We start from the raw sequence: 22216 nt of genomic DNA, 5'->3' as shown, positions 1-22216 counted from the left end.
AATGAATAAAGCATTTTCTATCACCACGCGCGCGTTCTACGCCGTTGATATGCGTGCGGACTATGAAGCCGCAGGCACCTGGCCGGCCGACGCCATCGACGTCACCAGCAATGAAGAGGACAAGCTGCGCGCGGCCGTCAGCGCCGGCGCGGGCATCAAGCGCCTGGCATCGGGCAGCTGGAAAATCACCGCGCCGCCGGCTCCTTCCTTTGCCACGCTCGCCGCGCCCTACCTAGCATCTGTGCGCCAGGTGCGCGACGCCATTCTCAACCGGCTCGCCGGCATCGGCTTCGCCGCCCTGGCCTTTGAAGACTTGCCGACGGTGCGCGCCATCACCAGCGCACGCACCAGCCTGCTGGACGTTACCACCGGCGAGAGCGTCGCCGCCTGCGGCGACATCGCGGCGCTGCAGGTGGCCGTCAATGCCGAGTTCCGGCGCATCGGCGCTGCCCTGCCGGAAGAAGCACGGCGCGCCTTTGACGACGCCGGCATGTCATTTACAGCACTGCCGCCGGCTGCCGAGCCTGTGGCAGTGTCCCAGTAACGCCCATTCACCACTCACCAGGAGAGCCCTATGGCTACCGACTACCACCATGGCGTGCGCGTCATTGAAATCAACGAGGGTTCGCGCCCCATCCGTACCGTATCGACCGCCGTGCTGGGCCTGATCGCCACGGCCGACGATGCCGACGCGGCCGCCTTCCCGCTCGACACGCCCGTGCTCATTACCAACGTGCTGGCCGCCATGGGCAAGGCCGGCAAGACGGGTACCTTGTATCGCAGCCTGGCGGCCATCGCCGCGCAGACCAAACCGCTGACCATCGTGGTGCGCGTGGCCCAGGGCGAGACGGAAGCGGAAACCACCAGCAATGCCGTGGGCGGCGTGTCGCCCGATGGCAAGTACCTGGGCGCCCAGGCGCTGCTGGCCGCGCAAAGCAAGTTGGGCGTGAAACCGCGCATCCTGGGCGCGCCGGGGCTGGACACCCAGGCCGTGACGAATGCCCTTGCCAGCGTGGCACAGCGACTGCGCGGCTTCGTGTATGCGTCGGCCTATGGCTGCGCCACCGTCACGGCGGCCACCACCTATCGCGGCCAGTTCGGCCAGCGCGAAATCATGATGATCTGGCCCGACTTCGTGAACTGGAATACCGCCACCGACGAAGAGGCCAGCATTTCCGCAGTCGCTTACGCCATGGGCCTGCGCGCCAAGATCGACGAGGAAACGGGCTGGCACAAGACGCTATCCAACGTGGTCGTGAATGGCCCGACCGGCATCACCAAGGATGTGTTTTTCGATCTGCAAGACCCGGCCACCGACGCTGGCGTGCTCAACGCCAAGGAAGTGACCACCCTGATTAACATGGGCGGCTACCGCTTCTGGGGTTCGCGCACCTGCGAGGCACCGGGCGGCTTCTTCTATTTCGAAAGCTACACGCGCACGGCGCAGGTGCTGGCCGACACCATCGCCGAAGCGCATTTCGCCTACGTCGATGTGCCCTTGCATCCCTCCCTGGTGCGCGATCTGCTGGAAAGCATCAATGCCAAGTTCCGCGACTTGAAACTGCAGGGCTACATCATCAACGGCCATGCCTGGTATGACGAGCAGTACAACGACAAGACGGCGCTGAAAGACGGCAAGCTGGCCATCGATTACGACTACACGCCCGTGCCGCCCCTGGAAAACCTGAAATTCCAACAGCGCATCACCGACCGCTACCTGGCCGACTTCGCCTCACGCATCGCCGCTTGACCATCCCCTGCCCGCGCCCGCGCGGGCGCATTGAAAGACTGGAGAAATTATGGGCCTGCCCCGCAAACTGAAAAACTTCAACCTGTTCCAAAACGGTGTGTCCTTCATGGGCATGGTGCCCGAAGTCACGTTGCCCAAGCTCAGCCGCAAGATGGAGGAATACCGCGCCGGGGGCATGAGCGGCCCCGTGTCCGTGGACTTCGGCAACGAGGCGTTGTCGCTGGAATGGAGCGGCGGCGGCCTGATCGCCGAAGCCCTGAAACAGTACGGCGCGCACACGCACGGCGCCGTGCAGCTGCGCTTTGCCGGCGCCTACCAGGAAGACGATGACGGCACAGTCGCCGCCGTCGAGGTCGTCGTGCGCGGCCGCTACAAGGAAATCGACATGGGCGGCGCCAAGATGGGCGACGACACCACGCACAAATACACGATGGCTTGCAGCTATTACAAGCTGCTGATCGACGGCGCCACCGTCATCGAACTGGACTTCATGAGCGGCACCGAGAACTTTGGCGGCGGCGACACCAATGCCGCCATCCGCAAGGCCATCGGCCTGTAACCCTTTTACTTTTCACCACCACCCTACAAGGACCACACCATGCACAACGATACCCAAAACAGCGCCGTCATCGAACTGGACGAGCCGATCAAACGCGGCGACAGCTTCATCACCTCGCTCACCGTGCGCAAGCCCAAGGCGGGCGCCCTGCGCGGCATTTCCCTGATCGAACTGGGCAATCTGAACGTGTCGGCCCTGCAGATCGTGCTGCCGCGCATCACCGAGCCAACCTTGACCGCGCACGATATTGCCAACATGGACCCGGCCGACCTGCTGGCCGTGGGCGCCGAGGTTGCCGGTTTTTTGGCGAGCAAAGCAGATCGCCTTTCGGTATCCCCGGCGAAGTAGAAGACGCCATGGCCGACATCGCCGGCGTCTTCCACTGGACGCCGGCAGCGATGGACGGTTTTACGATTGATGAACTGATGGCCTGGCGCGAACGCGCCCGGCAGCGAAGCGGAGCGGAATAGATGGCTGGTCGGGATTTGAAGTTACAGGTAGTGTTTGCAGCGCTGGACAAAATCACCGGCCCGCTGAAAAAAATCATGGGCGGTTCCAGCGATACGGCCAAGGCGCTAAAGGCGACCAGCGACCGTTTGCGTGAACTGAGCACGCAGCAAAGGAACCTTGGGAAATTCCGCGAACTACATAGCGGTATTCGAACAACGGGGGTTGAGCTGAAAGAAGCTCAAAAAAAAGTAAAAGAGCTGGCCGCAAGCATAAAACAGACCGAGTCTCCAACACGCGCCATGACGCGTGATTTGAAGGCGGCGACGAAGGTCACGCAGGCCTTGACGCTGAAAGGCCGAGAACAGAGCCAGCAATTCCGCGCCCTGCGCACCAGCCTGAAAGACGCCGGTATCGATACGCGCCAACTGGGCAAGGCGCAGGAATGGTTAAAAAACAGCATCCAGCTGACGAACGTTGAACTGGCTTCGCAACAAAAGCGCCTGGCCGCCTCCGCCGCCAAGCAGCAGCGCGTCACCAACGCCACTCAGCACGCCGACAAGCTGCGCAACAAGGCGGGCAACCTGGCCATGGCCGGCGCTGGCGCCACCGCCACGGGCGCCGTCATCGGCGCGCCCGTCGTCAAGGGTCTGAACGAGGCCAAGCACTATCAAACGGAAGTGGGCAGGGTCAACGCGCTGGGCCTGGGTGACAAGGTGTCAGCCGAGGCCGTCGCCTTCGCGCGCAACATGAAGACCTACGGCACCAGCCAGCTCGACAACCTGCAATTGATGCGCGACGGCATGAGCGCATTTGCCGACGTCCACCACGCGGAAATGGTCGCCCCTACCCTGGCCAAGATGAAGTTTGCCAATCACGCCTTCTTTGGCGAGGCCGAAGGCGCCGACAACGAACGCAAGTTCATGGACATGCTCAAGGTGATCGAGCTGCGCGGCGGTCTGGAAAGCAAGGAAAAGTTCGAAGCCCAGGCCAATATCGTCCAGCAGGTCATCACCGCCACCGGCGGGCGCGTGGGGCCGAATGAATGGCTGAACATGATCAAGACGGGCGGCATCGCCGCCAAGGGTTTGAAAGATGACGCCTTTTACTACCAGATGGAACCGCTGGTGCAGGAAATGAGCGGCAACCGCGTCGGCACGTCCCTCATGAGTGCCTATCAGAACTTGTACCAGGGCCGCACGACGAAGCGCTCAGCCAGGAAGCTGGACGAGTTTGGTCTGATTGGCGACAAAAGCAAGGTCACGCCAGATAAAGCAGGGCAAATTGCATTCCTCGATCCCGGTGCGCTGCTGGGTTCCGAGCTGTTCCGCGAAAATCAGTTTGAGTGGATGGAAAAGGTGCTGTTGCCGCAACTGGCCAAGAAGGGCATCACGGAAAAGAAACAGGTGCTCGATGCCATCGGCAGCATCTTTTCCAACCGCACCGCGTCGAACCTGTATTCGCAGATGTACTTGCAGCGCGTGCAAATCCACAAAAACGAAAAGCTCAACCGTGGCGCCGCGGATATCGGCAAGCTGGAAAAGCTGGGCCGCGACTCGGCCGCCGGCAAGGAACTGGAAGCGCAGTCCAAGCTGGCAAACTTGAAACTGACTATGGGCGAAAAAATCCTGCCTCTGTACGCGCAGGGGCTGGAACTGGCCATCAGCGCCGTGCAACGCCTGAACGGTTTCATGGAGCGCAACCCGACCACGGCCAAGGTCATGATTACCGCCTTTGCCGTGCTGGCCGGCCTGCTGCTAGTGCTTGGCCCGCTGATGCTCGGCATTGCCGCAATGATCGGCCCGTATGCGATGCTGCACGTCATGTTTGCCAAAATGGGCGTGACGGGCGGCGTGCTCACGCCGATCCTGCGCGGGCTGGGCGGCGCCTTCATGTGGGCGGGCCGTGCCGTGCTGTGGCTGGGCCGTGCCTTCATGCTCAACCCGATTGGCCTTGCCGTGACGGCCATCGCCGGCGCCGCGTTCCTGATTTATAAATACTGGGAACCGATCAAGGCGTTTTTCACCGGCATCTGGTCGCACATCAAGACAGCCTTTGCCGGCGGCATCGGCGGAGTCAGCGCCTTGGTCGCCAACTGGTCGCCGCTGGGCCTGTTCTATCGCGCCTTTGCGGGCGTGCTGGGCTGGTTCGGCATCGCGTTGCCGGCCAAATTCACCGACTTCGGCGCCAGCATCCTGCAGCGCATTACCGCATCCTGGCAACCTATCGCCGCTTTCTTCGCCGACATCTGGTCGCGCCTGCGCACCGTCTGTGCCGGCGGCATGGGCAGCATCACGGCCCTGATTATCAACTGGTCACCCGTCGGTGTGTTTTATCAGGCGTTCGCGGGCGTGTTGAGCTGGTTCGGCATCAAGCTGCCGGCACAGTTCACGGAGTTTGGCGCCAACATCCTGCGCGGCCTGGTCAACGGCATCACCAGTTCCATGGGCGCCGTCAAGGACGCCATCAGCAATGCCGGTTCCAGCACCATAGCCTGGTTCAAGGAAAAGCTGGGCATCCACAGCCCGAGCCGCGTGTTTGCCCAGCTGGGCGACTACACCATGCAGGGCCTGGCCGTGGGCCTGGACCGCAGCGAGGGCGCGCCGATTGCCAAGGTGTCGGGCCTGGCGCAGCGCCTGACGCAACTGGGCGCCGGCATCGCCATCGGCACGGCCACCGCCCTGCCCGCCAGCGCCTTCGACACGCGCGCCCCGCTGGCCCAGGGCGGATTCGGCACCGGCATGACGATTCAAGGCGACAAGATCGAAATCACCTTCCACGTACAGGCCGGCACCGATCCCCAGGCCATCGCGCGCGCCGTGAGCGTGGCGTTAGAACAGCGCGACCGTGAAAAGGCGGCGCGCATCCGCTCGTCCCTGCGCGACCACGATTAAGAAAGAAACACCATCATGATGATGATTTTAGGAATGTTTGTGTTCAGCCTGCCGACCCTGGCCTATCACGAGCTGCAGCGGCAAACGGAATGGAAGCACGCCAGCACGGCCCGCGTGGGCCTGCGCGACGCGCACCAGTACGTGGGGCCCGGCGATGACTCCATTACCCTGTCGGGCTGGGTGGCGCCGGAACTGACCGGCTCCCTGTACTCGCTCGACGCCCTGCGCATGATGGCCGACACCGGTAAATCGTGGATCTTGATCCAGGGCACGGGCCGCATTCTCGGCTCGTACCGCATCACCAGCATGACGGAGGGGCGCAGCATCCTGGACGGCAGCGGCGGTGCGCGCCGCGTCGAGTTCTCGATTGCGCTCAAGCGCGACGACGACGGCGTGCTGGCCATGGTCGGCCTGGGCGACATCGGCGACCTGAAAAACATGCTCAGCATCGACGGCATGACCAGCAGCATTGCCGGCGCGGCCAGGAATGCCGTAGGCAGCGTGGTGGGCAACGTGGTCGGCGGCATCACGTCGAAATACGGCGGCGTGGTCAGCGATATGAAGGACAAGATCGGCGGCAGCATCAGCGGCGCCATCGGCAGCGCGGCGGACAAGTTCAAATGAGCGAGCATATCCCCGCCTTCAAGGTCAGCATCGAAGACAAGGATTTGACGGCCATCGTCTCGCCGCGGCTAATCAATCTGACCTTGACCCTGTGCCGTGGCGACGAGAGCGACCAGCTCGACATTGCACTGGACGACAGCGACGGCAAGCTGGCAATGCCGCCGCGCGGCGCACAGATCGCCCTGGCGCTGGGCTGGCAAGCCACCGGCCTGGTAGATATGGGCAAGTTCACCGTGGACGAGGTGGAGCACAGCGGCGCACCCGACACCATCACCCTGCGCGCCAGGTCGGCCAACCTGATCGACACATTCAAACAGCAGCAGGAACACAGCTTTCACAAGACCACCCTGGGCGCCATCATCGAGGTGATTGCCTTCCGCAACGAGCTGGCGTCGGGCGTGTCGGCACGCCTGCGCGATACCGCCATCGAGCACATCGACCAGACGCACGAAAGCGATGCGGCCTTCCTGCGCCGGCTGGGCAGGAAATACGACGCGGTGGCCACCGTCAAAAATGACACCTTGCTCTTCATCCCCATCAACCAGAGCCGCACCGCCAGCGGCAAGGCGCTGCCCGTCATTCCCATCACGCGCGCCCTGGGCGACGGCCACCGCTACCACAGCGCCGAAAGCGACGCCTACACGGGCGTGCGTGCCTTCTGGCACGACGAGCGCTACGCGCGCCGCCGCAGCGTCGTGGCCGGCGTGCCCGGCAACAGCAAGCGCCTGCGCACCACCTTCGCCAATGAAACCGACGCGCGCGCGGCGGCCGTCGCCGAATGGCAGCGCATCCTGCGCGGCCTGGCCACCTTTGAAATGTCCCTGGCCCTGGGCAACCCGGCCGTATTCCCGCAATCGCCCGTCACCGTGACAGGCTTCAAGCCCGAGATCGACGCCACCGAATGGCTATCGGTCAAGGTCACGCACAACCTGGGCGGCAACGGCTTTACCACGCGGGTGGAATTTGAAACGAAGACGGAGGCGGTCGAGGTAGAACGAGAGGACGAGAAAGACCCGGACGAAGGCATCACGGGCGTGGTGGCGAAGTGGAAGGATGTGGCGAGGAAAAAGAAACAGACAGGACAGGAACTGGCGGGATCAGTGGGTGATCTCAAAACGTTGGAGCACCTCTATACAACCAAGCAGAATGCAGAAAGCGCCGTCAAAAAAGCTTGGAACCGCATTCTGGAAGTACGCGATATTATCCGCGAAAACAGCGAGGAACCCATGAAGCCTGCGCAAGCGGTGACACGCTCAAAAACGGCATGAGCGTGCACCCTAACGCCCGATCAGCGGTTGCTTTCGCCCAACGAATTCATAGAAAAATTGCAGAGATAATTTCTATTACCTACTTTGAACTATGGAGTTGGTCATAACCGTCCCGTTTCTAACAGGTTAAGTCATGTAATAATAGAGGGATGATAGATTCAATAGCATTGCCTACGATAAAGGAGCTCGTATTTTAAAGGCATACGAAGATGACTTAATTTCATTCTTCGGAGCACCGCCGGTCCTAGATGAAGACGGTATTCCTTGGTGGTGAGGTAATTAGCGTGAAGGAATGTTCTCTTATCGAAGGATTGTCTGACCGAATGCAAAGAAGTTATTAATCAGTCATTAACCGAAAATTAATCCGCGCGATGGAGGGCAGGTGTGTCGCGTCAAACGTTTCAAGCAAGCCAAGGAAAAAGCATGAAATATCCAGTAAGAACTGCCAATGGCGATGCCGGCGAATTCTTCGCAGCTTACAAGGTCACCAAGGAGCTGGGCTGGCCCTGCCGACTATTTGACATCGACATCGGCATCGATGCTCAGATAGAAATATTGACCGATGACCGCGATAGTACAGGGCGCTTCGTGGCACTACAAGTCAAAGCCACATCGGAGGAAGAGAAGAATTGTTGCTACGTCTCCGAACGACAATTGAATTACTGGGTCTCGCTCGAGATCCCCGTGTTTGTGGCTCTGGTTAACCTCGAGAAGGAAAGGATGTATTTGCACTTGGTGGAACCGGGGCAGGAGTACGAGAAAACCCGAGAAGGAAGATGCAAGATTCCTTTTAACTTAAGGGCAGATTTGTTTAGCAAAGCAAGCGCAGCAAGAATCGTTGACGCCTCGGAACGACTTGCCATGTCGCATATCAATGTGTATTTGAATCCAGTCGAGGAGGCAATTGATTGGATTCGTCAATGTATACAGGAGCGTTGGAACGATAATCCAGACCCGCGAGCGCTAATCTTCCATATGGAAAGCCGCATCGAATTGCTTGCGTTTCTCGCCCAAGCGAATGCGGCCTCCGCAGTGAGCAATGTGGGTAAAGAAGTAATTACTAATCTCGGAAACGAGCTTTCTTGGGCACTCTCCGATCTTCAGGAAGCTATGAATGCTATGGAGGTCGATTATGCGAACGAGGCAGATATTTCCGGATTCTTGCGAGAGCAATACGACTCTAGACCGGAGGACGATTGAGCAGTGAGAAGGCGAAGCAAACTCCATACTACTTCATTATTTCTCACTCTATCCTGCAGATATTGGTGTCGGGATTCCTTAGATTAGTACTGCTTGCATTTAAAGTGCCGTACCGCCTACTCAGATTGTCAAATACAAGCGGGCGGCGATACTGGCGTGGGAGCGCATCAACGAGGTACGCGAGATCATTCGGGAGAACAGCGAGGAATCATGGAGGCCGGTGGAAACGGCTTCCAAAGTGTAGGTTTCGAATTACGGGAAGGTCACAGACTTTACTAAAACGCTCAATACTTCATTGGCAACACCGTTGACTACATCGGCAGTTCCGGCCTTAACTGATTGCACTAATCTCTTGTCCAGGGTCCCACGGCTAGCCAAGCCAGCTTTTAAGAAAGTCGCGCAACGTTGTCAATGCCTCCTCGTGTTCGGGATATTTTTTAGGATCTATCAAATCGCACCGAGCCTTCGCCGCGCTGATACCGATGAAGTCCTCGATCGTCTTTCTTTCGAATAGGTTCTTCGAACTAGAGACACTATCACCCGTCGTGTGCATTGTAGCCTTGCCCATCAAGCGCGAGGATATTTTTGCGAAGCCCTCGTCGGTCAGGATCACACCTGCCACCCAATTACGCGCTTCATCTAATGAACCCGAGTAATCTTTCCATCGGTAAAGCATAGACAAGAGATCCCGTTCGTCGATCAATGTGTCGCCCTCTGTGGCGCGGAGCCTAATCAATCGCAGCCATTCGACCTTCATTGCACTAACTGTGTTTTGGTCAAGCGTCGGATCAGAAAAATCTCCCGGCCTTTGATCGACGGGATCGTTCAGATGGATCAAGATCGCAGCAATAGAGAGTGCCTTGGTCTGGCAGAACGCATCAATTGCCAGAGCGCCTCGCTCATCTTCTGGAATCCGCGATAGGAAACGGTTCGTCGCACTCCATGCTGAATACCAGGACGAATCGAAAGGGCCGAAATCATTGCGGCCGGCAAGCTTCTGAGCAATTTCGAACATGCCGGGTAGGAGAACGGCGGCCCTATCTACCGGGAGACGTTGGAAAGACTCGTCGAGCCTTGCCACAAGCGATTGTAGAAGATCGTCAGCCTCGACGGCAGCGATTGCCGCAGCTAACCCTGCTTCCGTGTCCGTCGCATCGAGAAACGCGACGAAGCGTTGCTCTGACAACTCGCCGGCAGGCGTCTGGAGTTCGAAATAGCGTGGGAAGTAACGCGCGGTACAAGCCCGCTTATCAGCTATCCACCCGACACGAAAGCCATCATCGTAATTCGTGCCCCCGTATGCCCATTCGAGTGGAGGAAAGAGATTCTTCAGTACCTTTTGGACGATGACTCGGCGTTCCTCCGATCCAACCTCGAGAAGCCGTTCGGCCGCTGCCTTGACCTTCGCATCCTCATTGCTATATCCCTGGACACGATACTCTTGAAGAACCAGTTTTCTTTCTCTAAACAATGCTTGATGGATATCCGGCTCGAAAACCCGTAGAGACTCCAGAAGAATGAAATCAACTAGGTTCACTTCAAACACGTCGCCAGCCACATGTAGCGGCAGGTGCACTGCAATAGACGAGATCAATCGCCGCGCATCACGCACATTACGCAGCATGGGCTGGATACTGCCGACGAAGGCGTTTCCCCAGCGCGCATTTGAGAATCCATTCGCCTCGTTCGCATAGGATCCAAGAAGATCGTCGAGCTCCTCCGCGAAGATACGATGCACAATCGACACAGGAACCGCCGGCAAGTCGAAGTTGGTCTGCACTATCTTTTCAAGGAAGGCGCGTCCGTCATCATCTGCAACCGGATCAAGTGCACTCTCTACGATGCTAGGCTGGAACATAAGTACAAAAACGATGTTGGGTAAGTTCGCGTTTGCCTTCACTTGTCGAAGGAGTATCCTGATCTGCTTAGGCTCAAGCCGGTCGATATCGTCGACAAAAACAACAAGTGGTCGGTCGAGTTTGCGAAGGCGCCCCTCCAGCACTTCTCGTACCTTGTCGAGCGGCTCTCCACTATGGTCACGACCGAAATGTGAAAATATGTGCCCAAGTAGCGATGCCCCAACCGACAGGACGGCGAGTGAAGCCATCACCTTAGCTACAGTCGGGAGATCAAAACCTATGGCAGAGGCCGCGCCGACCACCAACACGTTCGTCAATACCGTCAGGATTTGGTCACTCGATCCGTTGGCCTTCTTAAGTCGCGCGCTAGCCCCCGTAAGTATTCGTCCATAACGTCGCAGCGCCTCGGCACGGTCACGCTCCGCCTTCGAATGTTCTCCACCTAAACGATCAGCCATCTGACCGAAGAGGGCACGGGTAATCGCATCTCCGTCACCCCATTGCCAGGGGTTAAAATCAACCCAGTCCGCCCCGTCACTACTTGCTGTGAGTATCTCAATGATTAAGTTCTTAAGAGATGACTTCCCGAAGCCCCAGCCACCGCGAATTGCGAATACTCTGCCCTCACGCGGGCTGAGCTCCGAAAGAATACTGGCTATGCGCCCCGCGAAATCGACTCGCCTCATCCGATCCTCGGACGCCTTCCGGATTGGTGCTTCCGCACCAATCCCGACGTCCGGCCGTTCCGTCCTTGTAGCATCGGCTTGACCCGTCACAATACGGACAAGCCACATCGAAAAACGGGCCATCTGCAGCTTCAGCACGCAGTTGCTCCCACGAAGCTAACGGTGTCCCCGCACAGGCAGCGCCGTGGAGTCGGGCCAGGATGTGACGCCTCATGCGCCGGAATAGATACTTTCGAATACCTACTACCAGCACTGTCTCCGAGACCACGGCCGAAGTTTTTTTGACACATAACTATGTTCCCAAAGACACTCAAGTTAACTTAGGTGAGCCTCAATCCAGCTGGCCGAAGTATCGCGGGCAGAGGAGCACTCACATTTAATGCCTGGCGCCGTTTCGATGACAATACCAACCGTATAGGCTTTACCGTCGTAAAAGCAAGTATTATTTAGTGGCCAGGGTAGTCGCTCAATCTTTGGGCTACATTTGTAAATTGGCCAGCCACAAAGAAACGTGCAAATGATGGCGTGCATGAAACTCCACGTTAGAACACGCCCAAATCGTTGGTGCTTGTTTCCCCTTGCCCAAGTGCGTCGCTCATTTTTTTTTGCGGCCAGCTTTAATGGTTTGAGGAGCGACAATATCGCCGGTAACCTGCTGCGCAATATTGCCTTGGAAAATAATTTTCTGCTTTCTTTTAACTGCCGGCGCCGAAAGCTTCATACCATCTAACAAACCAAAAACTCCTGCTTTGCCGCGATCATCAAGTTTTCGATATGCGGCCAATACAATCTTTTCCTCGGTCGTAATTGGATTTGGTGAAGCCTCTCCTGTGAGAATGTAGTGCACATCCATGCCTAGTATATGAAGTCCATGCAGAAAAACGGCATCAGGTGCTGTTTCGCCAGACTCATACTTGATTTGTGTTCTTGAAGACTTATCAAAAAGCTCAGCTAAAGAGCGCTGTGTATGCCCAGTTTTCAACCTTTCCTCTGCCAACCTACCGCCCAACAGGAATAAATATTCACTTTTTTCATTTGACATATGCATTATTCTTCACGTATATTTACGTCATTACCATGTGACGTATACAAATCATACCTTATGACAACTATCACTCCCGTGACTCGCCAGCCAAAAAACGTCCTCTCCCAACCAATTCCCATACGCCTGCTACCTGAAGAAGTCACTCGTGTAGAGCAAGGCGCGCAACAAGACTCGCGTTCCCGTGCGTCCTTCATGCGTTTAATGATGTTACGAGGTCTACATTCTTACGAGGCGGAGCGGAATCAATGCGCACTCGCAAATACTCACTACACCTAAATTTAGAGGAGCCGGCCCAATGTATCCCGATCCCAAGCGCGTCCGTAACAACCGAATCATGCTGCGCCTCGACGATTACGAGCATGATCTTGTCTCTGCACTCGCCAACTACCAAGGCGAATCCATGGCAACCATAGCCCGCATGATCATCATGCGCGAGGCTGCTGCCGTTCTGGCCTGTGACAACAATGCCAGCATACCCCGCAATGCCGCCTAAACGAAGGCAGCAAAAAGCAACTTAAGAGCAACTCAAAAGCAACCGAGAAGATGGCTGACCAATCAATTACCCTAGACGATGCAGAACTCGACGTGCTGGAACGCATACGTCAACAGCAAGGGCTGAGCAGCATCGAGCAGGTCGGCGAATGGCTCCTTAAATCCGGCGTTCGTAAGAGTGCAAGGGGCATCACCGGGCGCGGGCGCGCTTTATACCAAGTTGAGAGAAAACCTAAATGAGAGTCATCGGCCTGCCCTGCCCGCATTGCGAATACACCGTCCGCGCCGTCAAAAGCCGCACGATGTCCGCCATGTTCAAGGAAATCACCTACATGTGCCAGAACCCCGACTGTGGGCACTCCTTCGTGGCAGGCCTGGAAGTTCTGCGCACCCTCTCGCTGTCTGCCATGCCCAAGCCGGATATCCGCATCCCGATGTCCCAGCATGCGCGCGCGGCAGCCACCAGCCAGCTGGCCCTGGACCTGACTGCGGGCTGCTGATGACTATCCCGATCCTCGCGCCGCCGTAGCCCGGCCGCTGTAACTCCCCTCTTTTGCTGTGCCCTGCAGCGCTCCCTTTTGAGCGTGCGGGATTCGTTCAACCTGAAATAAGGAAATTCGATGTTAAACGGTCTTCAAATGCTCAAAACCGTCACCTTATCGCATGAGTCTGTGCTGACCGCATTGTGCGCCCTTGGGCGTCAGCGCTTGCAGGACAAAGAGCTTTTACAGCAATGTGTTGAATCATCGCATCGCACTTGGGTCCAGCGCGAAATCTCCATGGCAGATTTCGCCATCATCAGTCTGCGAGGCGCAATCAACGCTGTTCGCTATTGTCAAGCATGCGGCCATGTGGGCGATGTAATCCCCCCAGCGGTCGACTGCTGCCCAGGTGGCAAGTATGCGGCCATGGTCCATCCAGAGATCGCGCGCCAGGCGCGAATCGGCCTGACTGTCTTGGTATCGCATTCGGACGGAAAAATCCCATGCAGCGGCGATATCGCGGGAGAGAGGTAATGCTGCGCTTGCTCAAAACCTGCGGCATCTGGCTGCTGTCGCTCCTGATCGTCATTGCCCCCGGCGTGCTGCGGGCCATTGGCTTCATCAAGGACTGAACCGTGCCGGCGTCCCTTATCGACAATCACCTGTCGTTCCAGCCTGCCGCCGAGATATTGGCCGCGCGCGACAAGGACATGCCGACGCCACCGGGCGCCGGACATGCACTGGCCGCCATTGCCGAAGCCAAGGCCCAGCTACGCAGCATCAAGCCGCGCAACCTGGCGCCCTTCATGGCCCAGGCCTGGGGATTGTCGCCGCGTGGCGCGCGCCGCTCCGTGCTGATCGCCGCCGGCATGGACGCCGACCGCTGGGAATCGCCCATCCATTCATTTACCGAGGAAGAGCGCATCGCGCTGCGCGCCGCCACCAGCGCCGCCATCCGTGTGTACGAAAGACTGTTGAATGCAATCTAAACAAATCCTGCTGCCTGCCCCGCAACGTCACGAAGCCTTCTTGCGTTCCGCGCAATTCGCGCCAGAGCTGGCCAGCATTCCATACAAATGGCGCAACCGTGTCATCACGGCCGCCCTGGCCAAGATGGCCTGGTCGTCGTGGTACAAAATCTACGAGTCCATCGCCACCGGCTTTGTACGCGAGTTCGCCGAGCAGTACGTGCCGGCCGGCGTCGACCTGTCACAAAGCGATGCCGACATCGTGGCCACCGCCGAGCGCGCGGCTGCTGGTGTGGTCAGGGCGCTCTGGTCGGCTACGTCGGAAGCGCACGCCCTGCAGATCATGGCGGACGAATGCACCTCTTACGGCATCAAACTACCCAAGTTCGACGAGCAGTCCGACACCATCGCCCGCCTGGTGGACGCCCGCTGGTGGCGCCGTCAACTGCGCAAGCGCGTCAAGCGCGCCTTTGAAGCCGGCAATATCCGCCTGGGGTACGTAAACTATCGCGGCGAACCCTACGCCAGCAATGACGCCGTGCTGTCGCGCCTGGCGCAAAACCGGCGCAACGCGGCGGCGCTGGCCGCCACCCTGGTGCAGAACGAGAACGGCCAGCAATTCAGCATCGCCGAGCTGGCCGAGAAAACGACGGCGAATAAAGCCATCCGGCGCGGCGAGCTGATGTTGCGCATCAACGGCTTTGAGCAGATCGCCCGCGAATGCGGCGACCAAGGCATTTTCATCACCTGGACGTGTCCATCGCGCTTTCACGCCATGCAGCACAGCGGCAAGCCAAACGACAAGTTCGACGGCTCCACGCCGCGCGAGGCGAATGCCTACCTGGGCAAGATGACTTCCCTGTGCCGCTCCGCGCTGGCGCGCCGTGGCATCGGCCTGTACGGGTTTCGCATCGCCGAGCCGCACCACGATGGCTGCCCGCATTGGCATCTGCTGCTGTTCGTGCGCCCCACCGCGAAATACAAGACGACCCACCTGCAGGACGTGGCCGGCCGCGCCATCCGCATCATGAAACGCTACGCCTGGCGCGTAGACCGTGGCGAACCGGGCGCCTTCGCGCGCCGCCTGGACGTCAAGCGCATCGACTGGGCCAAGGGTAGCGCTGCCGGCTACATCGCCAAGTACGTGGCCAAGAACATCGACGGCGTGGCCGAGCACAAGACGAAAGAAGGTTATGTCGTCACGGCCGACACCGAAGGCGATGTCGAGCTGACGCCATCGGCGCGCGTCGAGTCCTGGGCCGCTTGCTGGGGCATCCGTCAATTCCAGCAATGGGGTGGCGCGCCCGTCACCGTGTGGCGCGAACTGCGCCGCATCGAGGAAAGCATGGTCAATGAAGCGCCGGCCGCCATGCGCCGCGCCTGGAATGCCGTGCAAAAGATCGACGGCGAAAAACGCGCCTGCTGGGCCGAATACCTGCGCGCCCAGGGCGGCGCCCTGGTGCCGCGCAAGGAACTGGTCGTCACCCTGGCCAAGGACGAAAAGACCGTCATCGGCCGCTACGGCGAAACGCTGCGCACCACGCCCTACGGCGTGCGCTGCAGCGACCTCATCGGCGTGGTCTTCAAGTCCGTGCGCCATACGTGGACGCCGGTACAGGCCACAGGCGGGCGCGGGGTGGCTGTTGGGGTTGCCGTTCCTCGGACTCGTGTAAATAACTGTACGCACCCCGCCCGCCCTGCCCCGGCCACGCCGCCAGCGGCGCCTGCGCCTGACCTGCCGGACGAGGCAAAAACAGCACTGATTGCCGCCTGGGCGGCCGTCAACGCCTGCCCGTATCCCCGATTGATCGTCCCCGACAACCCATCGCATGAAGGAGATGGCACATGAGCACCTATGCCGTGATCGTTCGCACGCAAACCGAACGCTTTGAATTTTTTGAGGTTGCCGCATCCAGCGGCGACGTGATCGACGCCGCCATCGACCGCTACGGCGTATGCGGCGTTACCGCCAAACTGAAAGGAGCACCGCAATGCTGAACACCCTGACCAATTCGCCGCGGCAAATCGCCTTGGGCGACCGCGTGACATTCGATACCGACGAGGGCTACCAGGCGGGCACCGTCAACGACTTGCGCCGCGACGTGGGCAATGGGGAGCTGCATGCCTGGGTGGAACTGGACCACCAGTGGCCCGGCATGTTCCGTGCGGTGCCGCTGAAAAATATTGCAAACGCGAAGTGCATGCGCACCTTCCAAACGGCTGGTGCGACGACATGATCAAGAGCTTACCGACGATGGATCAATACCGCGAGTTCTGCCGGCTAAGGGATTACCGCAAGCCAGGCGTGGAAGTGTGCCAGTACACGGAGGCAGAAGCGTTCACCCTTGCTACGCGGAGCCCATTACAAAATCAGATAGCCAGCCTGCTGCCAGCACAACAAATAGAGAGGAGTACACAATGATCACCGCCGACAATGACCGCATCATCTATAGGCAAGATCTTTACAAAATGATTGGCGTCACTTCAGAAACGCTGCGGCGCTGGCTGAAAGAAGGCAAGATGCCGGCCGCCGACATAGCCATCAGCCGCCGCACAGTCGGATGGCGCCTTTCCACGCTGCACGCGGCTGGCATCAAGCTGCTTTAATCTACGTCAGCTCTAACTCGACCTGACACCATCAGTCAGATGAGTTAGAGTTCTAGAAGCCATCTATTGGCCACGAGCGGACGCTGGTCACCATAGTGACAATGTGTAAATTTTCCTCATAAAAAACTTGCTGTTGTTGACCGCTATCGGTCAGTAGCGGACTCTTCGCCGAACACGCGCACAAGCCTTCCTCTGGTATTGGCAATTTCTGTCACTCCAGGCTCTCCAGACCCACTGATGGTCGAGTCGCGGCTAGTTTGCGCAGAAGACTTTGCATGTCGTTGAAGTCTAGAATTGCGCCGAGACTACCGTTATCGTTAACAAGCCGCATCCGATCTTCTCCATCTGGAGTGAGGAAGAGCACCTTTCCGTAACCTGCGGGTGAATGCTGTGCCTTGCGGGCAGCATCTTTTGTATCGTCCTTAGTTTCCAACAAGCGGAGCATCGGGTCATCGGCGGGATTGTGCTTCACACACACCACGAAATCCGGGTAGAAATAATTTTCATGCTCGGCCCGAACCACTCGAACCGCATATGGTTTGTTCCGGGGATTGCGATGCCACCATATTACGTATTCTGCCCTGTCAAGAGCGCGGGAAAAGGCGTTTTCCAAGTTGTTACCAAACCATGTTCCATCAAAATAACCCTGAAAAAAATCGCCGCTTTCAAATTTATACAGCCGGTCTGTCAGCCATTGGCGATCATCCATCATCATCTCTTTTGGTACGCGCTCACCATCTTCTTTAGACGGGGGCATTACTCCATAAATGTTTTTTGCGGACGGCTCTAGTCGGATAGCTTTAGGAAACACCATAATATCTGGAAGCGGTTTAGCATCCACCAGTTGAGCCCGATCAGCGATTTCCTTGAAGATTCCTTCACGAAGATCTTGGGCAAGTTTGATAATTACCCAGTGACTAGCGTCACGGGCCAGTCGCGCAATTTCCGAGGTCCCTGGTTGTAGAGCATCAGGTAAATTTTCAACTTCGTCCATAATGTGCGATCGCAGGCGGCTCGCTAATACCTCAACAATCAACTTATAGTCTTCTTCTTCGGCCTGAGGAAGATCCCGCAGAGCCCTCAGTGCCTCGCGGGCTAAAGCGCTACGATCGGTAAAGACTTGGATTTCCTCGTTGTAGACTTCACCCGTAGTCAGTTCGGTATGGTGCTCGATGTCTTTTAGTCTATTAAACGCTGCCTTTACTGCTGTCATGATGAGCTTATCTGATATCAAAAGCCGGGACGCAACAGCTCGTGAAATATCGGACATGTCATCTAATTCGGGCTTTTCCTCAGTTTTCAGATTTCGGCAAAGTTTAACTAGGTTTCTGCGCGGGTAGGATCTCAGCCCACGAGCGTTTAACTCGTCCAGCAAGTCTTGGTGCGTTCCGACGATTTTCTTAATGTTCTTAGGTGACGATGCCGCCGGCACGACAGTGTCCAAGGGACCAACTTGGACATCCCATTGCCTATCATCGTCGACATCGAATCCTGCATCAAAAAAAGTACCTTGATTCGGTGTGGACCGAATAGGATCTTTTACAGTCCTTTGGGAATTCAGGACCAATGGATCTGGCATGTCGAACGCGATCGGTTCTTGATCGATTGGCTTGTTGCTGTACACGACCGCTCCGGATATGGTCTGCCGGGTCAACAATTTCTCGGTCTGCCCTTCCAGTTGGTTCTTCACCTCTGTACTCGCTTTAACGGCGGACTCGAACCCCGCCTGCGCTTGTGCATTTGCAAGGTAGACGAAAGCCGTGTTCAGATCAGAAGGTATCTCACGAGGCTTTGTGAACTCATCGCGCACTGGGCGAGCCACCCGCATCACCCGGCCGATGAACTGCATAGCAAAGTCGGTGTCATTGACGGGCTTGGTGCTTGCTAAGACAAATGATCGAGGTGCGTCGAACCCCGTACCAGCTGACTGTTTAAAAATCAGCACTTGTTTGGAGCTGTCATTAGCAATGGCGGCCATCAGAACTGGGTCCGGGTCATTCGATGAATGCCGGCCAATCGATTCTAAAGGAACGCCAAAACTCATGAGATCTTCAGCTGCCTCATCTACGGTTTTTTCTCCGTTAGCAACTTGGACCAATAACAGCGGTGTTAGTCGGATCCCTGCTGCACTTAGCAACTGTTTTATCTTGAGGGTGCGGCGCCAGCCTTGCCTGAGAACTGTGCGACGAAGATCCGTAATACTACTTATCTTGCTGTCAAAATTGTAGATGACAGCTTCAATGTATTTTTTATTGAGCCTTGCTTGAACTACTTCATCGCGACTCACTGAAAAACTTACTTGAGCGTTATATCCTGCGTTTAGGAGAAACTCATTAAGGCGCTCATCCTTGGGTGTAGCTGTTGCCATTACGAGGTACTCGGCTCGGAGCCAACGGGCAAATTTCCCAAACTCGGTACCGGCGTCTAAACCAATATGGGCTTCGTCGACGACAAGCCCTACCTCTAAGCCTTGAGCCCGCGCCCTGGCAATAAAGGCGGCGAGTGTTCGAGTGTCGTCATCGCCGTCTGCGTCGTACCCTTTCGTTCGCGACTGGGCCCGAGCCACACCTTGCGCTGTCGAGAGTAAGACAAGACCCGGATGAGCCTCTTGATTGCGTCCCGAATTTAAAGCACAAGGAACTAAGCCGCTTGTATTTGCAAGCAGAGAGTCTTCTGTTTGCTGAACCAGATTTACGAAAGGTACAAACCAAAACCACAATACAGGGCGTTCTGCGCTTACACGTTCCAAGACTTGGCATATTACGAAAGTTTTTCCGGAACCCGTAGGCGCACGTAAAAGACAGGGCGGAGATGGTTGACGCAGCAGTGCTGCAGTCATTCCATCGATCAGGTCACTTTGAAATTTCTCCGGTTGCACGGCCATGCTTTGCGCGGGCATTTGGATCGTTGCCATAGGCAGGACCGTCGGTACGAAATCGTTTGCGCTAGTTGCCGTCATGCTGTCGCCCCCTCCACGTTTGTTTCCTTTTCCTTCGATGTCGCCCTACCGTTGACTTGCCCCTTCAGCAGTGCATCGGTAATTGAATAAGTATTCGCAACGACTCCACGTTCCGCCAGGAGCGCCGCTAATGCCTTCGGACGAGGACAATAAATAACAAGTCTTGGTACGCTGTGGATGACAGGCAAAGCGGCTAGGTCGTCCAGGATTGAAGACGTAACTTTCTCGCAAACCACAGATAACCAATCACTACCTTTTGCAATAACCTGAATTGCAGCCGGCGCAAGTGATATGGGGACGCCCGCTGTTTCGCGCATTGAAAGCAGAGTTGAGACGTGCTCATGCCTCGCTTCAAAAGACACATCCGCAGCCTCAATCTTGTCGAGTTCAAGGTAGGCAAACTCCCCCCCTTTAGAAGCGGAATAGCCTGGTTTTCCGGCGTATCCGGTCATCACACGCCTCATACGTTCAGCACATACATAACGACACACATTCTTGTCTGGATTCTTGATAGTAGCCTCTGTGTTGGAACACAAAATAAATCGTCGCTGACCGTCGTCTTCTTCGTTCAGTTCGAGCACGGCTTGTCCAGTGGTGCCGGAGCCTGCGAAGAAGTCTAAGATTATGTCATTGGGTCGTGTCGCCTGCGCCAGGAGCGCCCTAATCAGTGAGAGTGGTTTTGGAAAAGGGAAAGCATTAAAACCAAGAATTTCGTTCGCCGAGTGTTCTCCCGTGCCGCTTCTTTGTGCGGTTAGCCCCACCGCAAATTCATCTAAAGATTCTTCTTCGACAGCTCCTCGAATCCAACTAGAAACAGGACGTACCTCGCTCTGAAGGTCAGACAAATGTCGTTTGAACCACGGGCGTCCGAATCCGACCGGCTTTCCAACCCAAAAATCGAGATCTGGTAGGTCGGCCGTAATCAAGGGAGTTTTGTTCTTTGGTCTGACAGGAACATCACGAGCCTCGATCGCGTTAAGCAATTCCTCTTTAGTGTGCCAGGTTTGCACGCGCTCGATATGAGCATCGGGAAAAATGACTTTTCCTTCGCGAATGTACTGCTCCATGGTTTTTGCTCGCAGAGCTGTGGGGTCAGGTGTTTTTGACTCACTTGCAAACGCCCAAACGCGGCTTGGATTACACGGATACCACACGCCAGTCTCAGGATTCTGAATCGGGTAGTAACCGTTAATACGCTCTAAGTAAGTGTGGGACTTCGACAGGTCGCCGGTTTTCCACCGTCCACGCGGATCTTGATCGGGGTTTTTATACTGAGAAAAATCCTTGATATCCCCGTTGAAGGCGAAGCCAGCATTTCCATAAACCAGGACATGTTCTTGGTCCACGGACAGCCTTCCGCCAGTTTCATCGTTGGATCCAGACCGGGTTTTCCAGACGAAGCTGCCAAGTCGCCGACCAGGAAAAATCTCATCCATGAGAAGGCCAAGACGATCGCGATTTTCATCATTTATCGATACGAGGATCACGCCATCACTTGTAAGGAGGTCGCGGGCTAAAGTAAGGCGCTGATACAGGAATTCGAGCCACTGGCTATGTCGCCAGCGGTCATTCGCGCCGACGAACCTGTCGTTGTATACCCAGTCCTTATTACCGGTGTTATAGGGAGGGTCAATATAGATGCAGCGGATCTTTCCCGCGTGCGTCGCTCTCAACAGCCGCAGACTGTCGAAATTATCGCCTTCAATGATCAAATTGCGATGATGCTGTGTGCTTGCCGGCGCATGACTTAATTCCGGCACCAATCGAGGGAAAACAAGATTAGCGCTGAGGGCGGCGTCCCGATCGATCGCGCTAGATTCCCAATAGAGACCGAGCTTCTGTTTTGTAAGATGTTCGACTAGCAGGCGCCGGAGCTGTTCAGCGTTGAGGTTCTTCAGCTCTTGCAGAAGACTTTCAGGGGTGTTGTTGGCCATCTAATAAAATTCCAAGGTTTGCACGGCGGCTGTGTCGCCCGAGCGGTATAGGAGCCTGAAACAGTCGGTATCGAGAAGGATGAATCGCCCGTTCTCTGGAATAATGGATACGCTTGTACACGCTGTGGCCGAAGTCGTTGCGCCGACAATATCCAATCATCCTTGCCTACCTCGACCACTGTCATCATTGCGCGTTCGACAAAGCTTCTCTCTTTGCAAACACCGACCGCCCCCGCCGTAAGTTACAACTATACAGCATGGGCCCAGAGTGCTCCAAAGCAGGCCACGCGGACAGTTTAAGGTCAATATCGGCGGCCTAATCATCTTAACGCCCGATTTTCCCTGTTTTCCCTATTTGCCCTAACTACATCCACCTAGCCAATAACTGAGCTGCATGGGCGAACGACCGCAATTGGGGCGAAGGCGGCCAGTCATAAGCGTA

At 56.8% G+C, this 22216-nt stretch carries 22 protein-coding genes; 18 read left to right on the top strand and 4 right to left on the bottom strand.

Annotated elements, in window-relative coordinates; genetic code table 11:
* The first annotated feature begins 1 nt into the window (after position 1).
* From ACP7DE_RS27370 to ACP7DE_RS27330, 9 genes are all read left to right on the top strand, one after another.
* A complete protein-coding gene (locus ACP7DE_RS27370) occupies positions 2-544 on the top strand; it encodes a hypothetical protein (RefSeq protein ID WP_426075061.1) in 543 nt (180 codons plus the stop codon).
* Positions 545-574: 30 nt separating this feature from the next.
* Positions 575-1750, top strand: coding sequence for a phage tail sheath protein (locus ACP7DE_RS27365; protein ID WP_426075059.1), 1176 nt, complete (start codon positions 575-577; stop codon positions 1748-1750).
* A 49-nt stretch (positions 1751-1799) separates the two neighbouring features.
* A complete protein-coding gene (locus tag ACP7DE_RS27360) occupies positions 1800-2309 on the top strand; it encodes a phage major tail tube protein (protein WP_278318037.1) in 510 nt (169 codons plus the stop codon).
* 39 nt (positions 2310-2348) lie between these two features.
* Positions 2349-2657 carry a phage tail assembly protein gene (locus ACP7DE_RS27355; RefSeq protein WP_426075057.1) on the top strand — a complete coding sequence of 103 codons (309 nt, stop codon included), beginning with the start codon at positions 2349-2351 and terminating at the stop codon, positions 2655-2657.
* Between the two features lie 8 nt (positions 2658-2665).
* A complete protein-coding gene (locus tag ACP7DE_RS27350) occupies positions 2666-2779 on the top strand; it encodes a GpE family phage tail protein (RefSeq protein ID WP_071650284.1) in 114 nt (37 codons plus the stop codon).
* Positions 2780-3058: 279 nt separating this feature from the next.
* Entirely contained in the window at positions 3059-5650 is a 2592-nt protein-coding gene (locus tag ACP7DE_RS27345) for a phage tail tape measure protein (RefSeq protein WP_426075056.1), read from the top strand.
* 15 nt (positions 5651-5665) lie between these two features.
* Positions 5666-6274 (top strand): phage tail protein, encoded by a 609-nt coding sequence (locus ACP7DE_RS27340; protein ID WP_426075055.1) that lies wholly within the window; start codon positions 5666-5668, stop codon positions 6272-6274.
* Positions 6271-7542, top strand: coding sequence for a phage late control D family protein (locus ACP7DE_RS27335; RefSeq protein WP_426075054.1), 1272 nt, complete (start codon positions 6271-6273; stop codon positions 7540-7542). The genes ACP7DE_RS27340 and ACP7DE_RS27335 overlap by 4 nt, the downstream gene beginning before the upstream one ends.
* A 423-nt stretch (positions 7543-7965) precedes the next feature.
* The gene (locus tag ACP7DE_RS27330) at positions 7966-8742 is read left to right on the top strand and encodes a DUF4365 domain-containing protein (RefSeq protein WP_426075052.1); all 777 of its coding nucleotides are present in this window, start codon (positions 7966-7968) and stop codon (positions 8740-8742) included.
* A 370-nt stretch (positions 8743-9112) separates the two neighbouring features.
* On the opposite strand, the gene ACP7DE_RS27325 is transcribed toward ACP7DE_RS27330, so the two are convergent.
* Together ACP7DE_RS27325 and ACP7DE_RS27320 are read right to left on the bottom strand one after the other, a co-directional pair.
* Positions 9113-11425 (bottom strand): KAP family P-loop NTPase fold protein, encoded by a 2313-nt coding sequence (locus tag ACP7DE_RS27325; RefSeq protein WP_426075050.1) that lies wholly within the window; start codon positions 11423-11425, stop codon positions 9113-9115.
* Positions 11426-11882: 457 nt separating this feature from the next.
* On the bottom strand, positions 11883-12329 hold the full coding sequence (locus ACP7DE_RS27320) for a helix-turn-helix domain-containing protein (protein WP_426075048.1): 447 nt from the start codon (positions 12327-12329) through the stop codon (positions 11883-11885).
* 298 nt (positions 12330-12627) lie between these two features.
* On the opposite strand from ACP7DE_RS27320, the gene ACP7DE_RS27315 reads away from it, so the two are divergent.
* From ACP7DE_RS27315 to ACP7DE_RS27275, 9 genes are all read left to right on the top strand, one after another.
* Complete coding sequence (locus ACP7DE_RS27315; protein ID WP_426075046.1) at positions 12628-12825, top strand: hypothetical protein; 198 nt, start codon at positions 12628-12630, stop codon at positions 12823-12825.
* A gap of 50 nt (positions 12826-12875) precedes the next feature.
* Positions 12876-13064 carry a hypothetical protein gene (locus ACP7DE_RS27310; protein WP_426075045.1) on the top strand — a complete coding sequence of 63 codons (189 nt, stop codon included), beginning with the start codon at positions 12876-12878 and terminating at the stop codon, positions 13062-13064.
* A complete protein-coding gene (locus ACP7DE_RS27305) occupies positions 13061-13324 on the top strand; it encodes an ogr/Delta-like zinc finger family protein (RefSeq protein WP_046682346.1) in 264 nt (87 codons plus the stop codon). Before ACP7DE_RS27310 ends, ACP7DE_RS27305 begins: the two co-directional genes overlap by 4 nt.
* A gap of 120 nt (positions 13325-13444) precedes the next feature.
* Entirely contained in the window at positions 13445-13840 is a 396-nt protein-coding gene (locus ACP7DE_RS27300) for a hypothetical protein (RefSeq protein ID WP_426075044.1), read from the top strand.
* 101 nt (positions 13841-13941) lie between these two features.
* Positions 13942-14295 carry a hypothetical protein gene (locus ACP7DE_RS27295; RefSeq protein ID WP_278318225.1) on the top strand — a complete coding sequence of 118 codons (354 nt, stop codon included), beginning with the start codon at positions 13942-13944 and terminating at the stop codon, positions 14293-14295.
* Positions 14285-16123 carry a replication endonuclease gene (locus ACP7DE_RS27290; RefSeq protein ID WP_426075043.1) on the top strand — a complete coding sequence of 613 codons (1839 nt, stop codon included), beginning with the start codon at positions 14285-14287 and terminating at the stop codon, positions 16121-16123. The genes ACP7DE_RS27295 and ACP7DE_RS27290 overlap by 11 nt, the downstream gene beginning before the upstream one ends.
* The gene (locus tag ACP7DE_RS27285; protein WP_175539401.1) at positions 16120-16272 is read left to right on the top strand and encodes a hypothetical protein; all 153 of its coding nucleotides are present in this window, start codon (positions 16120-16122) and stop codon (positions 16270-16272) included. Before ACP7DE_RS27290 ends, ACP7DE_RS27285 begins: the two co-directional genes overlap by 4 nt.
* A complete protein-coding gene (locus ACP7DE_RS27280; protein WP_426075042.1) occupies positions 16266-16511 on the top strand; it encodes a hypothetical protein in 246 nt (81 codons plus the stop codon). Before ACP7DE_RS27285 ends, ACP7DE_RS27280 begins: the two co-directional genes overlap by 7 nt.
* Positions 16512-16692: 181 nt before the next feature.
* Positions 16693-16881, top strand: coding sequence for a helix-turn-helix transcriptional regulator (locus ACP7DE_RS27275; RefSeq protein ID WP_426075041.1), 189 nt, complete (start codon positions 16693-16695; stop codon positions 16879-16881).
* Positions 16882-17092: 211 nt separating this feature from the next.
* On the opposite strand, the gene ACP7DE_RS27270 is transcribed toward ACP7DE_RS27275, so the two are convergent.
* Together ACP7DE_RS27270 and ACP7DE_RS27265 are read right to left on the bottom strand one after the other, a co-directional pair.
* Positions 17093-19840: a DEAD/DEAH box helicase gene (locus tag ACP7DE_RS27270; protein WP_426075040.1), complete on the bottom strand. Its 2748-nt coding sequence runs from the start codon at positions 19838-19840 to the stop codon at positions 17093-17095.
* A complete protein-coding gene (locus ACP7DE_RS27265; RefSeq protein ID WP_426075039.1) occupies positions 19837-21774 on the bottom strand; it encodes a site-specific DNA-methyltransferase in 1938 nt (645 codons plus the stop codon). Before ACP7DE_RS27265 ends, ACP7DE_RS27270 begins: the two co-directional genes overlap by 4 nt.
* Between the last annotated feature and the right edge of the window lie 442 nt (positions 21775-22216).

The sequence above is a fragment of the Janthinobacterium sp. DSP2-3-3 genome (assembly GCF_049897325.1).
GTDB lineage: Bacteria > Pseudomonadota > Gammaproteobacteria > Burkholderiales > Burkholderiaceae_D > Janthinobacterium.
This window is presented reverse-complemented; position numbering and strand designations above follow the sequence as displayed.

Coding starts and splice junctions, on each gene's coding strand:
- ACP7DE_RS27370 (WP_426075061.1), top strand. CDS start 2: ATGAATAAAGCATTTTCTATCACCACGCGCGCGTTCTACGCCGTTGAT.
- ACP7DE_RS27365 (WP_426075059.1), top strand. CDS start 575: ATGGCTACCGACTACCACCATGGCGTGCGCGTCATTGAAATCAACGAG.
- ACP7DE_RS27360 (WP_278318037.1), top strand. CDS start 1,800: ATGGGCCTGCCCCGCAAACTGAAAAACTTCAACCTGTTCCAAAACGGT.
- ACP7DE_RS27355 (WP_426075057.1), top strand. CDS start 2,349: ATGCACAACGATACCCAAAACAGCGCCGTCATCGAACTGGACGAGCCG.
- ACP7DE_RS27350 (WP_071650284.1), top strand. CDS start 2,666: ATGGCCGACATCGCCGGCGTCTTCCACTGGACGCCGGCAGCGATGGAC.
- ACP7DE_RS27345 (WP_426075056.1), top strand. CDS start 3,059: ATGACGCGTGATTTGAAGGCGGCGACGAAGGTCACGCAGGCCTTGACG.
- ACP7DE_RS27340 (WP_426075055.1), top strand. CDS start 5,666: ATGATGATGATTTTAGGAATGTTTGTGTTCAGCCTGCCGACCCTGGCC.
- ACP7DE_RS27335 (WP_426075054.1), top strand. CDS start 6,271: ATGAGCGAGCATATCCCCGCCTTCAAGGTCAGCATCGAAGACAAGGAT.
- ACP7DE_RS27330 (WP_426075052.1), top strand. CDS start 7,966: ATGAAATATCCAGTAAGAACTGCCAATGGCGATGCCGGCGAATTCTTC.
- ACP7DE_RS27320 (WP_426075048.1), bottom strand. CDS start 12,329: ATGTCAAATGAAAAAAGTGAATATTTATTCCTGTTGGGCGGTAGGTTG.
- ACP7DE_RS27315 (WP_426075046.1), top strand. CDS start 12,628: ATGTATCCCGATCCCAAGCGCGTCCGTAACAACCGAATCATGCTGCGC.
- ACP7DE_RS27310 (WP_426075045.1), top strand. CDS start 12,876: ATGGCTGACCAATCAATTACCCTAGACGATGCAGAACTCGACGTGCTG.
- ACP7DE_RS27305 (WP_046682346.1), top strand. CDS start 13,061: ATGAGAGTCATCGGCCTGCCCTGCCCGCATTGCGAATACACCGTCCGC.
- ACP7DE_RS27300 (WP_426075044.1), top strand. CDS start 13,445: ATGTTAAACGGTCTTCAAATGCTCAAAACCGTCACCTTATCGCATGAG.
- ACP7DE_RS27290 (WP_426075043.1), top strand. CDS start 14,285: ATGCAATCTAAACAAATCCTGCTGCCTGCCCCGCAACGTCACGAAGCC.
- ACP7DE_RS27285 (WP_175539401.1), top strand. CDS start 16,120: ATGAGCACCTATGCCGTGATCGTTCGCACGCAAACCGAACGCTTTGAA.
- ACP7DE_RS27280 (WP_426075042.1), top strand. CDS start 16,266: ATGCTGAACACCCTGACCAATTCGCCGCGGCAAATCGCCTTGGGCGAC.
- ACP7DE_RS27275 (WP_426075041.1), top strand. CDS start 16,693: ATGATCACCGCCGACAATGACCGCATCATCTATAGGCAAGATCTTTAC.
- ACP7DE_RS27270 (WP_426075040.1), bottom strand. CDS start 19,840: ATGACGGCAACTAGCGCAAACGATTTCGTACCGACGGTCCTGCCTATG.
- ACP7DE_RS27265 (WP_426075039.1), bottom strand. CDS start 21,774: ATGGCCAACAACACCCCTGAAAGTCTTCTGCAAGAGCTGAAGAACCTC.